The 15572-nt window shown below is 66.9% G+C and carries 13 protein-coding genes; 8 read left to right on the forward strand and 5 right to left on the reverse strand.

Annotated elements, in window-relative coordinates; genetic code table 11:
- The first annotated feature begins 489 nt into the window (after positions 1 to 489).
- The 6 genes from IEZ15_RS32685 to IEZ15_RS32710 all read left to right on the forward strand — a co-directional run bounded on the left by IEZ15_RS32685 (position 490) and on the right by IEZ15_RS32710 (position 8574).
- Positions 490 to 990: a hypothetical protein gene (locus IEZ15_RS32685; protein ID WP_189280593.1), complete on the forward strand. Its 501-nt coding sequence runs from the start codon at positions 490 to 492 to the stop codon at positions 988 to 990.
- A gap of 1270 nt (positions 991 to 2260) precedes the next feature.
- Positions 2261 to 2818, forward strand: coding sequence for a DUF4232 domain-containing protein (locus IEZ15_RS32690; RefSeq protein WP_189280594.1), 558 nt, complete (start codon positions 2261 to 2263; stop codon positions 2816 to 2818).
- An 822-nt stretch (positions 2819 to 3640) separates the two neighbouring features.
- On the forward strand, positions 3641 to 4576 hold the full coding sequence (gene hemC / locus IEZ15_RS32695; protein WP_189280647.1) for a hydroxymethylbilane synthase: 936 nt from the start codon (positions 3641 to 3643) through the stop codon (positions 4574 to 4576).
- Positions 4577 to 4945: 369 nt separating this feature from the next.
- Positions 4946 to 5587 carry an HAD family hydrolase gene (locus IEZ15_RS32700; RefSeq protein WP_189280595.1) on the forward strand — a complete coding sequence of 214 codons (642 nt, stop codon included), beginning with the start codon at positions 4946 to 4948 and terminating at the stop codon, positions 5585 to 5587.
- Between the two features lie 1327 nt (positions 5588 to 6914).
- Positions 6915 to 7688 carry an RNA ligase family protein gene (locus IEZ15_RS32705; protein ID WP_189280596.1) on the forward strand — a complete coding sequence of 258 codons (774 nt, stop codon included), beginning with the start codon at positions 6915 to 6917 and terminating at the stop codon, positions 7686 to 7688.
- 661 nt (positions 7689 to 8349) lie between these two features.
- Entirely contained in the window at positions 8350 to 8574 is a 225-nt protein-coding gene (locus IEZ15_RS32710; protein ID WP_189280597.1) for a hypothetical protein, read from the forward strand.
- Positions 8575 to 9175: 601 nt separating this feature from the next.
- On the opposite strand, the gene IEZ15_RS32715 is transcribed toward IEZ15_RS32710, so the two are convergent.
- Entirely contained in the window at positions 9176 to 10003 is an 828-nt protein-coding gene (locus IEZ15_RS32715) for an alpha/beta fold hydrolase (RefSeq protein ID WP_189280598.1), read from the reverse strand.
- A gap of 78 nt (positions 10004 to 10081) precedes the next feature.
- On the opposite strand from IEZ15_RS32715, the gene IEZ15_RS32720 reads away from it, so the two are divergent.
- Positions 10082 to 10684 carry a sigma-70 family RNA polymerase sigma factor gene (locus tag IEZ15_RS32720; protein WP_189280599.1) on the forward strand — a complete coding sequence of 201 codons (603 nt, stop codon included), beginning with the start codon at positions 10082 to 10084 and terminating at the stop codon, positions 10682 to 10684.
- Between the two features lie 342 nt (positions 10685 to 11026).
- Here the strand turns inward: IEZ15_RS32720 and IEZ15_RS32725 are convergent, their stop codons facing one another.
- Positions 11027 to 11593: a hypothetical protein gene (locus IEZ15_RS32725; protein WP_189280600.1), complete on the reverse strand. Its 567-nt coding sequence runs from the start codon at positions 11591 to 11593 to the stop codon at positions 11027 to 11029.
- A gap of 289 nt (positions 11594 to 11882) precedes the next feature.
- On the opposite strand from IEZ15_RS32725, the gene IEZ15_RS32730 reads away from it, so the two are divergent.
- Entirely contained in the window at positions 11883 to 12395 is a 513-nt protein-coding gene (locus tag IEZ15_RS32730) for an NUDIX domain-containing protein (protein WP_189280601.1), read from the forward strand.
- A gap of 320 nt (positions 12396 to 12715) precedes the next feature.
- On the opposite strand, the gene IEZ15_RS32735 is transcribed toward IEZ15_RS32730, so the two are convergent.
- The 3 genes from IEZ15_RS32735 to IEZ15_RS32745 form a co-directional block, all read right to left on the reverse strand.
- Positions 12716 to 14260, reverse strand: a complete 1545-nt coding sequence (locus tag IEZ15_RS32735) for an MDR family MFS transporter (RefSeq protein ID WP_476726698.1) — start codon at positions 14258 to 14260, stop codon at positions 12716 to 12718.
- 119 nt (positions 14261 to 14379) lie between these two features.
- Positions 14380 to 14985, reverse strand: coding sequence for an acyl-CoA-like ligand-binding transcription factor (locus IEZ15_RS32740; protein WP_114248645.1), 606 nt, complete (start codon positions 14983 to 14985; stop codon positions 14380 to 14382).
- Between the two features lie 72 nt (positions 14986 to 15057).
- Positions 15058 to 15387 carry a hypothetical protein gene (locus IEZ15_RS32745; protein WP_189280602.1) on the reverse strand — a complete coding sequence of 110 codons (330 nt, stop codon included), beginning with the start codon at positions 15385 to 15387 and terminating at the stop codon, positions 15058 to 15060.
- Positions 15388 to 15572 lie beyond the last annotated feature (185 nt).

Raw genomic sequence — 15572 nt, forward strand, 5'->3', positions numbered from 1 at the left:
GGCACATCCCACCCGCCGAGCACGAAGCCAACTACTACAAGGAACTCACGAAACCCCAGGTCACAACCACAATCTGAGATCTCTACCGAACCCGGGGCGGTTCATACCGTGTCCTGCTCCTGCTCCAGCGGCGGTCGAGATCCAGCCGGTTGGCGGGACCTCCGTGGGCGTACTCGTAGCCGTTGAGTTTTCCGTCGTGGACCGGGTCGAGAGAAAGGAAGTGCCGGGTCGACGGGCTGTGGAGACGGGCACCCATCAGGGCGGTGCCGGCACGTGTTTCGGCCGACCTCACGCGGCCAGCCGGCCATAGCGGGCAGCGGCCTGCCCCCCCCGGTACCAATACTGTGGCCCACTGTCTGCACATGACCTTGTGCCTACCTCTGCGCTTGAGCGAGTACGCGGACGGCTTGTGGGCTTCGGCTCGGGAGATGCTTCTCCGTACACTCCGGCGTGGGAGTGTTCGAAGTCCCGAGGTGGAAGGAAGGCTCGATGCTGTTCGGCGATCGTGATGAGACCGGGTCGGTCTTTCGGCTCGGCTGGCGTGGCACTCACTACCCGGGAACGCCGGTGGACGACCTGTGGATAGCCATCCTCAAAGAGCCGGACGGAACCTGGTGGTTCGATGCCTACTTCATCGGACGCGTGCCACTGGGTGGCGGTGCGCCACGGTCCGCCGCGTTCGCCCAGTGGCTGCTGGCAACCCCACCCGAAGGCCCGTACGAGAAGGAGTTCATGCTGATTGATGGCGAGCGACAGAGCGGATTGCGACAGGTCACCTTGCTGACTGTCGAGGTCCTGATGGGCCGTGAAGAAACCGGTGGGCCCGAGAGCCTTCAGGTACTGCTGACCGGCGAGACGCGGGTGCAGCGCCTCGCCTTCGAAGTGTGCGCGCCACTGGAATGCACGCTGGTACGTCGTTCCCATCTCGAAGACTCCATCGCCCGACTTCTCAGGATCTCCGCTGATGAAAGTCCTGCGGCCAAGGCCTGACCTGCAAGTACGGTGGCCAAACCGCGCGGAATCGACAGTGCGTGCTACCGCGGGCGCAGCCCCGGTTCCCACGGGTGCGTGGTACGGCTCCTCGCTTGCAGGGGCCGGGACTGCCCCGGGACTGCGCTGTCGGGCCCTGCTCGTAGCGTTGTGAGTGAGGCCTCGCATCTGCCGGACCGTTGCCACCCGCAGTTCGCCGGACGATGGCGCTGTGCTTTTGGGCGATCACAGGCCCAGGGCGAAGGCACTGCCGGCCCCGTGGCCTGTAGCTCTGTGGTGGACGGAGACGGATCGCACGATTGAGGGGCTGTGCCGAAGCGTGGGGCCGGTATGTGACCCTGATTGCCTCTGGTGTGTGCGGGATGCCGTGTTCCAGGTTGACAGGCGTGGGCGGTGCAGGCGGGCGGTTGGGTTACTACTGGTGCCCCTGGCGTTGTTGTTCTCCCTCGAGTGGGCGGTGCACGCGGCGTTCGCTGCAGAGTCAGGCTCCGAGGCTCCGACGAGTGCGCGGAGGTCGGGCTGAGGACGGCGCGGATCACGACGAGCGTGGTGTTCACCCATGATGGTGAGGACCCGCACACGTGCCGAGAGCGGTCGTCCAGAGGCGCTCCCTGGCCGTGAACCGGCCCAAATGCGCGTGTGACGAGGCCAGGGGCAAAGAGGGCATCGACCACTGCTGGCTTCATTCCTGCGCGCGGGGAGCCCCACGTGCGCGGGGAGAGGCGCGCGGCGTCGTCGATCGCCGTGGGCTTGCCGGAGTCAGCCCCCACACGCGTGGGAACGAGAGTGCGCAGGCCACTGGCGCCGTGCCGAACAAGGAGCCAGTTCCCTGAAGCCGGCGACAGTCGTCGTCAGCCGGGACGACGTGTCGGCCATCGACGGCCGGACCAGCATGACCGAATGCAGTGGTGGCTTGCCTCAGCCTTGCGCGTAATCGGAATCCACAGCGAGTCGGTACGCCTGGCCCGACGGCGAGTACGACCACAGATCGGTCCTGTGCTCACGGGGTGGCGCACGGTTACGGCTCTCTTCTTGCGTGGTCGGCCGTGCACCATCCGAGGTCACGACCAGGTCAGAGCCTCACGGGGGCCGATGGCGGGGGTTGGTGCGACGCTGGGAGGGGGTGGAAGCCGGTACGGAGCGGGGTGGTGTCATTCAGCCTCGTGACGATTCCGGTCCAGCGCTCCGTCGGGCCCGGTTGTCGAATCAGCCGGAGAGCATTTGGCGGCCGGGGTTTTGAGGCGTCTTGTGAACCGTGGGAGGACAGCCCATGAATTACACATCGGGAAGCAGCGTGACCAAGTACTCGTCTGTGTTGCTCGTGGCAGGTGCTTTGGTTGGGTGCCTGATGGCAGGTACCGGTTCCGGGGCATCGGTAGACAGGGCCGCCCTTGGGCGGGCCCCGGTTGCCCCATGCACGAATACCCAACTCGTCGCGAACAGTGCGCAGCGGATGGAGCCCAGCCAGGTACGGATCACCGTCATCAACCAGGGTCCGAATCCGTGCGTGCTGAGTGGCTTTCCCACCGTGGCTCTAGCGGGTCAGGGCTCACCGGACAGGAACAAACCCCTCAATGTCGTCCGGCAGGGCAAGGTGGGGCCAGTGCAACTGGCGGTCGGCGGCCGGGCCTCTACGCAACTCTCCTTTACGCCGGTTCTTGGCGAGGCGGGCGGATATTGCGCCTCCGGCGCCGCACCTTCCGTCGCGCCCTCGATCGTGGTGGGTGTTGCGGGCGGGAGGCAGCAGCTGGCGCCGGATGACGGTGGCGACTTCGCGCTCTGCGGCAGCACTGTCCGTGCTACTGCCTTCCGCGCTGCCGGTTCCTGACGGTTGGAGGGCGTCGTAGCCCTGCCACTGTGGGATGCCGCCGACACCATGCTGAAACGGTGTCAGCCTCTCCACTGGCATGCGGAGTTCGGCGCTCAGCTCAAGGCGGAGCAGGGCTGAGGCGCACGCGGGGGCGGCACGGCAGCGCCGACTGCGACCCTACTCAGGAGCCTGATGTTCCGCCGCCGAGCAGGTGCCCACATCCCTGGAGGAACGGCGTGGACGACCGCCCTGCTTCCGCCCGGCCGCTTTCGACGGCGCCCTCGTCGACGCGGCGCAGCTCGGGTTTCCCGTGTCGTGCGAAGACCGCTCTGGATCCCTACTCGCCACCCTCGCCCACCCTCGCCGCCTCGAAGCCGCACGGCCGCATGGTCGAGCTCGGGGCCGGAGGCAGCGAGGGGGGCCGCCTGGCTGCTCCAGGGCATGAGCTCTGATGCCCGCCTGACCGGCGTCGAGACGGACAGTGCCCGGCAGACCGTCGCAGCCGAGTACCTCGGCACCGATTCGCGCGTTGCCTTCGCGGCGGCCGATGCCGACACCTGGCTCGACACCTACAGCGGACCGCCGCTCGCCCTGGCGTACACCGAATGCCGACCCGGAAAGTTCCACCGCCTGGATGACCTTCTCGGCCTTGCTGGACCCGGCGGTCTCCACGTCGTCGTCGACCTGCTGCCGCAACCCACATGTCCCAACGACCACCAGTCCCGCGTCGATATGTTCCTCGCACACCTGACCGATCGAGTCAACTTGCTTGCCACTACCGCGACATGGGCATCCGGGGTGCTCACCGGAACTCGCAGCTGTCGGGCTATCGTGAGCGGCATGTCTGCCCCTGAGCTGATCCGCATCGTGTCCCGCGACTCGCCCATGGCCCTCGCTCAGGTGGAGCGCGTCCGTGCTGAGCTGGCCGCGCTCCACCCCACCACTGCCACCGAAGTCGTCCCCGTCAAGACGACCGGCGACAAATGGATGGGTGACCTTGCCCAGGTCGAGGGCAAAGGCGCGTTCACCAAGGAAGTCGACCAGGCACTGCTGGCCGGGGAGGCGGATCTCGCAGTGCATTGCGTCAAGGACATCCCGGCCGACCGACCCCTGCCCGCCGGGACCACCTTCGCCGCCTTCCTCGAACGCGACGACATCCGCGACGCCCTCATCCACCCGGACGGCCTGCAGCTCGACCAGCTCCCGGCAGGCTCCCGGATCGGTACCTCCTCCGTACGCCGCATCGCTCAGCTGGCCGCATCCCACCCGCACCTGGAATGCGTACCGATGCGCGGCAACGCCAACCGCCGCCTGGAGAAACTCGCCGCAGGCGAGGCCGACGCCCTGCTCCTGGCCGTCTCCGGACTCGAACGCATCGACCGCACCGACGTGATCACCGAGATTCTGTCGCCCGAGGTGATGTGCCCACCGATCGGAGCCGGGATCCTGGCCCTCCAGTGCCGCGAAGGCGACACCGCCCTGATCGACGCCGTCAGCCCACTCGGCCACCCCGCCACGTACCGTGAGACCACCGCCGAGCGGATGTTTCTCCACGTACTGCAAGGCCACTGCAACAGCCCCATCGCCGGATACGCACAGGTGGAACGAAACGGCGAACTTTCACTACGGGCCAAGGTCTTCACGCCCGACGGCAAGACCGTGCTCAACGCCCACGAATGGGCCGGCCCCCTCGACCCCGCCACCCTCGGCACCTCCGTCGCCGTCAGCCTGCTGCGCCAAGGCGCACGCGAGCTGATCGACGGCATCGCGCACTGACTCCCAGCCGAAGTACCGGACGTCTCACCGGACTCAAGACCACTGTTGCAGGCCGCGTACAGGATCCAGCATCGGGCTCCGGACGCATCGGCGCATGTTCTTCCTTGGACGTCGCTGTAGGAGGGCTTGAACCAAGCCGACCTTTTGACCACTACAGATGCCGTCTCTGTACTGCGCAGGTCGAAGGGCGACATCGGTCCTGCTGGTCCTGGCCCCGTGGGGAAGGGCGGCGGTCATGGAGCTGTCGGCCGGAATGGGCAGACGTGTCTCGGCGACGGCGGAGACGGTGACCCGTAGTGGCGTGTGAGTTCTGATGACTGCCGCAACATTCAGTACTCGGATTCGGGCGCCCGCAATAGGATGCGGCCCATGATTCGCGCAGTCGTGTTCGACATCGGAGAAACCCTCACCCGAGACGACCGCTACTGGGCATCCTGGGCCGACTGGCTCGGCGTCCCACGACACACGATCAGTGCCCTCGTCGGTGCCGTCGTCACCCAAGGTCGCGACAACACAGAGGCGTTGCGTATGGTCCGCCCGGACATCGACATCGCCGTCGAGTATGCTGCCCGCGAAGCAGCCGGCCAGGGTGAGTACCTCGACGAGACAGACCTCTACCCAGATGTACGCCTTGCTCTTGAAGGACTTCGCAATCTCGGCATCCGTGTGATCGTCGCCGGGAACCAGACCAGCAAGGCCGGCGAGATGCTCCGCGCGCTCGGCCTTCCTGCCGACCTCGTCGCCACGTCGGCGGAGTGGGGTGTCGCCAAGCCGGATGCGGAGTTCTTCCGACGTGTACTCGCTGCGTCAGGAGCCGCCCCTCACGAGACCGTCTACGTGGGCGACCACCCGGCGAACGACGTATTCCCTGCCAAGGCTGCAGGACTGCGGCCCGCCCACATTCGCCGCGGGCCGTGGGGACACTGGTGGGCCGACGCCCCCGACGTCGTTGCCACCGCGGAGTGGTCGATCACTTCGCTCACGGACTTGACCGGCATCGTCAGCGAGTGACACAGCCAGACGGCCCTCACCTGAACTCAAGCCCTCGGGTGGAACCGTATGCATACCTTTGAGATGAAGATCCCGGTACGGCCCGAAGCGGAGGCCGTGAACGGACCACGTATGCCGCCGTCCTCAACTGGCCTGGCAGACCGATGAATCGCGTACTACCGCAGCTTCGCCCGCCCGAGCACGACTCAGCAGAAGATGGTCGGCGCCACGTGCGTAGCCCTGGGCAGGATCCGAAACATCGAGCGGCGTGAGCGAGGCGATACCGGCGACCTCTCGAGCGATCGCCGCACCCCTCGGTGTGGACCCGTCCGAGCTCACAACCGACGGAGAGTATGCGTCCACCCGGACGTGTGACGTACTGCCCGCCCTGTCGGCGGCAATCACCGCATACGACGTCCGGACGACGGGCCGGTCCGGTTGGCTGCCTGAGTTGAGGTCCGCGGTCGGCCCAGGCCACAGCCTGGCGCCTGTCTGCCCAGTATCTGCGGATCGCCCGGGCCGCCGGCCGCGAATTTCTGGCCGAACTCGCCCGCGCGACACAGGGCCCGGCCGGCACCGACGGACGTGACCTTGCCATGCTCCGTGTCGCGGTGTACCGCTGTGCCGACTCCGTAGCCTACAAAATACGGAACCCATGACCTGTCCGCACGACTCGTCGAGCTGATGCGCTGGGCTCCCTCGGGCTCGGACGATCTCCTCTTGGACTCCGCCGTCGGCTATGTCCGAGCCGAGGTCTTCTTCGCCGCTCGAGCCCACGCATCAGGCCCGCGCGCACCGGAGCAGGCAATCGATGCCTGCCCACCCCCTGTCGGCCATGAGGCCGCCGCCCGCGGGCCATTCCACATGAGGGCTGCAGTTGTCGCGGGGCGGGCCGGCCGCCATGACGCGGCCGACGAACACTCGACGAAGTACGGACCATGGGGGACTGCGTGCCGGACGGCGTGTACCGAGGTCAGTCTTGGCAACGAACACGTGCAGCCCTGCGGCGACATGTACAAGTACCACTGCACCAGTGCGCGGGCCACGTGGACGTCGAGATCAAAACGTATTGCTCAAATGCCGGGCCACGGTGCACGCTTGCTGCGCACGTCATCACCGTGGCCCGCGGCCACGTACGGGGCTGTTGACTTGGCCGAGCTCGCCGAATGGGTTGTCAGCGCAGGGTGGGATGCCAAGCTCACCGCCGCCCTGCGGCCTCGGCCTGAGCTCGCTGCAGGACGTTCGATGCTGGCTCCTGCTGTCATGCGGCTAGTTCTGACTACGGCCCTGTTCCGCATTCCGCCCCGGCGTTCACGACACTCACCTCAATCAGGAAGGACAGCGCACCGTGATCCGTACCATCGACCTCGCTGCCCTCAACACGGCGACAAAGTATCCGTCGATCCCCACCTACCACGTGCTCGACCCGAAGAACGGCGGCCTCATCGAGGAGGCGACCGCGTTCAACGGCGATGTGTACCTCACCGAGAAGGTCGACGGCACCAACGGCCGAATCATCAGCTTTCCCGGCGGTGACTACGTCCTCGGTAGCAGAGAGGAACTTCTCTACGCCCGGGGCGACCTGATCGGGAACCCCGCCCTCGGTATCGCCGACGCGCTGCGTCCCCTCGCCGACCGCATCACTCCGCCCACCAGCGGCATCCGGGTCCTGTACCTGGAGGTGTACGGCGGTAAGGTCACCGCGGCCAGCCGCGAATACACCAGTAACCGCACTGTCGGCTGCCGCATGTTCGACGCGGCCGACGTCCCGCTCGACGTCCTGGAGCGGCCGCGGGCCCAGATCTCCGGCTGGCGTGAGGGCGGCGGGCAAGGGTTCCTCTCCGAGTACGCACTGATCCAGGCCGCCAAGGCCGAAGACATTGAGCTCGTCCCGCGCTTGGCCATGGTGGACGCGGGCGACCTGCCGACTGGCGTTGCTGAGATGCAGACGTTCCTCGCCGATCGTCTGCCGACGACCTGCGTTGCCCTGGACGAGGGCGCGGGCGGCCACCCCGAGGGCATCGTTCTCCGCAGCGGCGACCGCTCGGTGATTGCCAAGGCCCGGTTCCAGGACTACCGGCGCACCCTCAAGCGCCGCCCCCAGAACACACGTAATCGCTGACCTTTTCGCGGCCGGCCGCAGTGGCGGCGGCCCGCCCGCGAGGCCGTGACCCGCTCCGTCGAGGCGCGGCGGGGGCTGCATGCACCATTGGCGGCAAGCGCCGCCCCGCGGTCGCGGCCGGCATCCTGGACGAACTCGCCGCCATGCCCCAGGCGGCGGACGCCGTCCTCGCCCACTCTCCTGGGCGGGGCCCGGCTGCGCGGCCCGCTGAACACCACGTGCTGCGAAGAGGCGTGGAACGAGAATGTGGCCCGCCGCGAAACCCTGCCCAGTTCGATGGTGGTCGAGGGCGAGGCTTACTCAGGTGATCGCGGAGTCCGTGCGGCTACCCGTCCCCGTCTCCGAACTGTCCTTGGCGTACCACCCGGCTGACGGAAGAAGAGCGTGGGGGCTTCCGGCTGACGGGGTACGGTACCTGCTCGGAGCTCCTTCAGACCGGTTGGAACATGCGATCCAATCGGCCGGTGACTTGCATGAACGTGGCTCTGGGGCCGCCGGAGCTGATCGACGGCTGCTGGGTGGTGGGAGATTCCCGGCGGCCGGGCGGCTTCTGGGTGGAGTTTTCGTGGGAGTGGCTGTATCGGCGCACGCGCTTCTCGGAGGGCGAGTTGATCCCCTGGTCCAGGAACATGCTGGGGGTGAGAGCGACGGTGGGGCGCGGGTGCCCGGCCAGGGAGGCAACTTCACGCTGCTGGGCCTGCTCGGCGGCCTGCCGGGTTTCAAGGGACGCGGCGGTGGCCACCTGGACATGACGCTGCGCCACCCGTACGAGGACCGGAGGGTGGACTTCCACCGGCACCGCCGCTGGTGCCGGGTTTTCGAGATCCTCCTTCTGGCGGAGTGTCGGCTGCGTTCGCCGCCCGGACCGACGACTGCGGATGCTTGACCAGGCGGCCCTGACTTCTGCGGGCGCCGAGCAGTTGGCGGCCAGTGTGTGGATGGAGCAGAGCGCAATGATCTGCGCGGTCAGCTCCTCCTCGGGTCTCGGCGCAGCAACGCTACTGAGCGGCGGGTCTCCGCGTGCTGGAACAGACGCCGTATCAGGTCGGTTGGAAGAACATCTTGAGCGGCCAGCGTCAGCAGTTCCGCATCGAGGTTCATCGATCGCGGGCTGGAGCGTGCCATCTTTGATGGTAGTGAGGTCAGTCAGGCCTATCAACGACGCAGGTCTGGCAACCTGGAGCGGATTGCTCAGTCAACTTTGCCGTGGAGGTGAGCACGTGTCCTGGCCGTCTGTAATCATTCCTGCCCAGCGGAATATCGCCCGTGGCTCGAGGCGCGGGTTCTTTTCTTCGGACTCGTGCCGGACCCGCTGACCGGCGACGAAACTCCGTAACGAGACTCGACTCCGGCGAACCTGTCCTCAAGGGACGCGTGTCCCGTCGTGGCTATGGCGATGTGGCCATGCGAGGGTGCTTCTGCCGCTGGGGGACAGATGGATACGGTCTTGTATCCGACTCCGGTCCGGTGGGCGGGAGCAGAGGTCTCTACCGCAGGAATGCCGCAGTGGTCGCCACGAACTGGTCGGCGTCGTCGAGCCAGGGGTAGTGGCCCGCTCCCGGCTGCACCACGAGTGTGGCATCGGGGAACAGCGTCGCGAACTCGGCCGCTGACTGAGGGGGGCTGTTCAAGTCGAACTCTCCCGCGAGAAGCAGGACTGGTGCCTCGCAGTCGGCGAGCGCGGCACGAGTGGTCTCCGGGGCGAAGGCACCCTCGGCTGCGAAGAGAGCGACAGCTTCCTTGTTGCTCGGCCGGCTGGCCGCATGGTGCTTCTGTGCCTCGGCGTCCCAACGACCCCAGAAGAAGGGCGCGATGGCCTCCCAGTCGCCGCCCGTGCCCTCGGCAATCGCTTCCAGGGCGGCGAACGCCGCCGGGAACCACGGCTCTTTCTTCCGAAGCTGCGCGTGCTCGCGTCGCATCTCTCCAGTGATCGCTATACCAACAGCTCGGGGACTGTGACCGATCAAGGCGAGCCGACTGACGTTCTCCGGGTGCCGGGCCACGTATTGCGTTGCAACATTCGTGCCGGCGGAGTGGCCGAGCAGGTCCATCCGGGGGAGACCGAGGTGTTCACGCAGCGCCTCGACGTCGTCGACCAGGCGATCGCAGCGGTAGGAAGAGGTGTCTTCGGGGATCGCGGACCGGCCGGTGCCGCGAAGATCCAAAACGATCAGCTGACGGTGCGTGGACAGGCCGCCGAGGTCGCCGAGGTAGAGAGAGTCCGTGGGACCGCCCGGGAGGCAGACAACCGGTTCGCCGTCTCCGATCACGCGGTAGGCGAGTTGGGTTCCGTCAGGTGCAGAGAAGGATGGCATGACCTGGATCCTGTCAGTCATAACCAGGTTGTACAACCTGGTTATGACTGACAGGGTGCTCGGGTATATAACCGAGCTATGGCAGCCGAAGAGGACACGCACCAGAACCCCGAGGCACTGACGGAGGAACAGGCCGAGCGCATGCTTGCCGATATGAACGAGCTCATCCGCGCGGGCGAGGAGATGCGGAAGCTGCGCGCCGAAATGATCAAACTCTTCGCCGGCTTCGGCTGGACCCAGGACAGAATTGCCCAGCTCACCAACATGAGTCAGCCCGCCGTGTCCAAGCAGGTCGCGAAGCGCAAGGTGGGTGCCCCATCGTCTCCGATGGGACTCTCCCTCGACCAGTACGACATCCCATGGCTCGAAGGGCGCCTTTGGGGTCTCGCCGAGGAAATCTCCGAGACCTTCGACACCGCCCGCTGCACCCGCTACGTCAACGCCATCGCCCGGGGGAAGAAGCGATTCACTCCTCAGAACGTCGACGAGCTGCGGCGCCTCCTCGAAGAGGACCTGATGCTGCACCAGGCTGAAATGCCCGGCAGCTACCGGGACGCGTACGACGAGATCAGCCGTGGTCTCGACATTCCCGCGAAGTCCACCACCGTCACGGCATCAGCCTCCATGCGTCGCACCCTCGCTCACCGGATTCAACGCGACCAGCTCAGGAGCGACGCCTGAGCCTCTGCGGCCGAATGAGCGGGCGGCATCAAAGCTCACAGTGGTTGATCAGGACTGCAGAGTCATCACGACTCCCTCGGAAGCTGACACAGCCGGTGACGGGGAAGTGCGCGCTCGGGCAAGTGCATGACCGGTGTCTCTTTCATCGAGGTCACCGTGTCGCTTTCGTTCTGACGGAGGTCACACCACTGACACCGGCGGGGCTTGGCCGACCTGAATGTTCGCGAGTGAGGACAGCAACCCGTGGCCTTTCTCGCGGGCCGCGTGTGGTCGCCGCTCGCTGTAGCCGTAAGGCACCGGGGAGGAGCGGGGCCGCCCGGCTTCCCGCCCCCGGTGTCTGCGCTACTGCGTGATCGTTTGTGGTAGGTGGGGCGGCGTGCTGACGCAGCTGTAGAACTGGAGGGTGTAGCCGCGTCCGACGGTCACCAGAGTGGGCGTGTGCGCGTTCCGGTACGGATGCCCGGCCGCCTCCTCGCCGTCCTCGGCCGGACGCCGCTCCCACTCGCTGCTGTTGACGGTGAGCAGCGCTTCCACGGACCCTTCGCACTCCCCGCAGTGCGGCTCGTCGGAGTCCGTCGGGTCACGGAAGGTGAAGTGAGCCGGCCAGCCGCTCAGCTTCCAGCCGGGGACGACGGACAGATCCGCCCGGTAGTCCACCGACCGCTCCTCCGCCCAGGCATCGAGGCACTTCGCCTGCTCCTTGTCGAGGATGTGGTCCGGCGGGTATTCGCGAATCTGTTCCGGGTGCAACACACACGGCGCCGGCACATGCTCGCCCTGGTCGACGTAGGCGGGCTCGGGCGGCTCCACCAGGGCCTCCCGCACGTTGGAGAACAGCCGCCACCGCAGCTGCACGGCATTGGAGCACCCTTCGATCTCCCCGACGGAGGACCACGGCACCTGCAGCATGTCCGTCCCCTCGGGGCAACAGCCTGCCCGGGAGAGCTGACGAGCAGGAAAGCCCAGCAGGAGGCGGCCCGGTCAAGCCCGGGGCGGGGCGCACCGGTTAGCCGCTGCTCATCAGCATGAGCATCTGCCGTCGGTGCCTGTGTACAAAACCAACCGGTGCTACCGCAGTGAACTGACCGAGCATCAGGCTCTGGCTCTGGCATGAGAATCACACCGGTTTGTCACTCTTCTGTGCCAGGCTGAGGATGCGTCGTGGATGCCGCGGGTGGTGCGGTTAGCGTCCCGCTCCATGAGCACTGCGCATCTCCCACCCGCTGAGTACTATGCCTCCCTGCCCGAGCAGATCGCCGGTGCCGGAGCAATTTTCCACGACGCAGTTGGTCGCATTCTTCTGGTTCAGCTGTCCTACGGCGACGGCACCTGGGAGATCCCCGGCGGCGGACTGGACAGCGGCGAGGACCCGCGGCAGGCGGTCCGGCGCGAGGTGAAGGAGGAGCTCGGCATCGATCTCACGCCGGGTCGGCTGCTGGCCGTCGACTGGGTACCGGAGCAGGCCGACGGGCGCCCGCCGCTGGCCAACTACCTCTTCGACGGCGGCCTGATCACGGAACGCGAGGCGCGGAAACGGATCCAGCTCGACCACGACGAGCTCACCGCTTGGCAACTGGCCTCCTCCGACCAGTGGGGCACCCTCCTTGCCCCGCACATGGTCCGGCGGTTGCACGCCTGCTCAGGTGCGCTGGCTCAGGGCACCGCTGTCTACCTGCACCACGGATTCGACCCTACCTGCCACCAGACCTGACGTCCTGCCACCCTTCCGGTCGGCGTACAGGCGACAGCAACGTGAACACCCCACCGCCCCGTTGCCGCGTCGCGTCCGGACGTGACCGACGCCGCCGCCGCTGTCCACGTCCTTGAATTCGATTACCTCGTCCAGGGCCCCAAGGGTGCCGCAGCGGATCCGACACTGTGTCAGATCTGCAGCCCCGAGCAGGGGCTGGGGTCGCAGTAGGGGGCGGCGTGCCCGAGTCACGCGATGTCGTCCGGGGCGAGGTCGGGCCGCAGCCGGTGCCGGGCAGCGTGGCGCAGCAGCCCGCTCTTGGCTCCTGGGACTCGGTGGGCTCAGTGCGTCGGGGCAGCCTGCGCCTTTGCCGCGGCGGCGTTCTCCTCCGCGAGCCGCTCCATGCCGCTCTGCGTCTTGAGCGGCTTCTCCTTGATGAACAGCACCGCGATCAGGGCGAGAAAGGCGAAGGGGGCTCCGATCAGAAAGACATCCGCGGTCGCGACCCCGTACGCGTGCTCGACCACCTGCCGGGCCGGTTCGGGAATAGTGGTGAGGTCGGGGACGCCGTGTCCGGCGCCCCCGTTGTCCGCCGCCCCGCCGAAGCCCTTCTCCATCTCGCTCGCCACCCGGTGGCTGAGCACGGCGCCCAGCGCGCTCGTGCCGATCGCCCCACCGAGGCTGCGGAAGAACGACAGCACCGAGGTCGCGGCGCCCAACTCCGAAGCGGGCACGTCGTTCTGAGCTGCCAGCACCAGGTTCTGCATCAGCATGCCGACGCCGACGCCGAGTACCGCCATGTAGATGCTGAGCAGCCCGAACGAGGAATCCGCGCTGATCGTGGCCAGCAGGCCCATGCCCGCGGTCATGATGATGCCGCCCGCGATCAGGAAGCCCTTCCACTTGCCCCGGGCGGAGATGATCTGCCCGGCGATGGTTGTGGAAAGCATCAGACCGAGGATCATCGGCAGGCTCATCAGGCCCGCGACGGTCGGCGACTTGCCGAGCGAGATCTGGAAGTACTGGGAGAGAAATACCGTGCCGCCGAACATGGCCACGCCGACCAGCAGGCTCGCCACCGTCGTCAGCGTCACGGTGCGGTTGCGGAAGATGTCCAGCGGGATGATCGGTTCCTGGACCCTGGATTCGACCAGGACTGCGGTGACCAGCAGGATCACACCGGCGGTGACCAGGGCGACGGTCTGCCACGAAGCCCAGTCGAACCGGTTGCCTGCGAGGGTCACCCACAGCAGCAGGGCGCTGACCCCGCTCATGATGAGGACGGCACCGAGATAGTCGATCTTCACCTCTCTGCGGACCGTGGGCAGCTTCAGGGTCAGCTGGAGCAGCACGATCGCGAGCAGGGCGAACGGCACACCGATGAAGAAGCACCAGCGCCACCCCAGCCAGGAGGTGTCCACGAGCACGCCGCCGATGAGCGGTCCTGCGACGGTGCCGACGGCGAAGACGGCGCCGAAGATGCCGGAGTAGCGGCCGAGTTCACGCGGGGGGATGATCGCAGCCATCACGACCTGGGCGAGCGCGGTGAGACCGCCCGCGCCGATGCCCTGCACGACACGGCTCACGATGAGCAGGCCGACACTGTGCGAGAAGCCGGCGACGAGCGAGCCGACGATGAACATCGAAAGAGAGAGCTGGATGAGGAGCTTCTTGTCGTAGAGGTCGGACAGTTTGCCCCAGATCGGGACGGTCGCCGTCATCGCCAGAAGCTCGGCGGTGACCACCCAGGTGTATGAGGACTGGCTGCCGTGCAGATCGGCAATGATCCTGGGAAGGGCGTTGGAGACCACGGTGGAGGCCAGGATGGCCACGAACATGCCGGCCATCAGGCCCGACATGGCCTGGAGTATATGACGACGCGTCATAGCTGGTGCGGCCCCCTCGGGCGCACCGGCGGTTCCGGTTTCGGGTGTGACGGCAGCGGTCATCGGCTGACGTTCCTCATTCTCTGGTGAAAGGCCCCGGTGGGGGCTTCGGATGTGCTTCAGCCGCTCAGACCGGCGGCCAGCGAGGCGAACGCCTCGCGATAGATGCTTTGGAACGTGCGGGTACGGCCGGAGGCCACCCAGAGCTCGACGGCGGCGCGCACGGCAGCGATCGTCACATGCGCGAGAAGCCGAGGGTAGAGATCGGACTCGGGATCCTGGCCAAGGCGCTCAGCCACGACAGCGACCAGTGCGCGTTCGTCCGCGCCCTGGGCTGCCAGGAATCCGGGCAGCAGCGAAGGACTCGTCCTGAGCACGGCCATCTGGAGCTCCCAGCGTTCGTGACCCTCCTCGATATGGGCGAGTTCCTGGCCGATCGCCTCACGCAGAGCATTGAGTGCCGTGAGTTCCTTCGGTGCGTTGAGCACTGCCCGACGGGCCCGCTCTGCGCTGTCCTGGTCGGGACGGGTGATCGCGTCTTCCAGGCACGGGAAGTAGTTGAAGAAGGTGCGCACAGAGACGCCGACCACATCGGTGACCGCTTCCACGGTCATGTTCTCGAATCCGCGGTCCGCGGCCATGCGCAGCGCCACGTCCGCGAGGGCGTCACGCGTCGCACGCTTCTTACGTTCGCGCAGCCCGAGAGGCATGTCATCGGCACTCATGAAGGTGCATGGTATGCAATTTTGCGCGGTGCGCAAAATTATGGACTGGGCACTCTTCTTCGCCGAGGCGCCTCAGTCGGGGACCCGCAGGCCATCCAGGTTGCGGACCGGTTGCACCTCTGGCACAACCTCAGCGAAGCAGCCGAGCGGACCGTCGCCCAGCATCGCCGTTGTCTGGGCGTTCTCGTCCTCATGGTGCCTGAGCCCGAGGCCGCGCCAGCAGCTGACCCATCCGGCTCGCCCTGGCCGCGAAGTCACCGGTTCGCGGACCACACCCGGGTCCGGCACGCCACCGTACACGCCTTGCTGGAAGCCGGGCACAGTCGGCGCTCGATCCAGCGGCGGCTCGGCATGACCAGCTGCACCGTCAAGCAGCTCGCCGACGCCGCGAGAGATCTTCACCGGCCAGTGGTGGAACCGGCCCTCCGTCCTCGACGAGTACAAGGCCTACCTCGACGACCGCTGAAGCGAGGGCTGCACCAACGCCCGGAAAGTCTGGAAGGAGGAGGGCTGCACCATTGCCGGCGTCTCCGGCGGACAGACAGCCCTCGGACCGGGCATTGGCGTCCGCGGCTCCGGCCGCCGCA

The organism is Streptomyces atratus (genome assembly GCF_014648655.1).
Taxonomy (GTDB): Bacteria; Actinomycetota; Actinomycetes; order Streptomycetales; family Streptomycetaceae; genus Streptomyces; species Streptomyces atratus.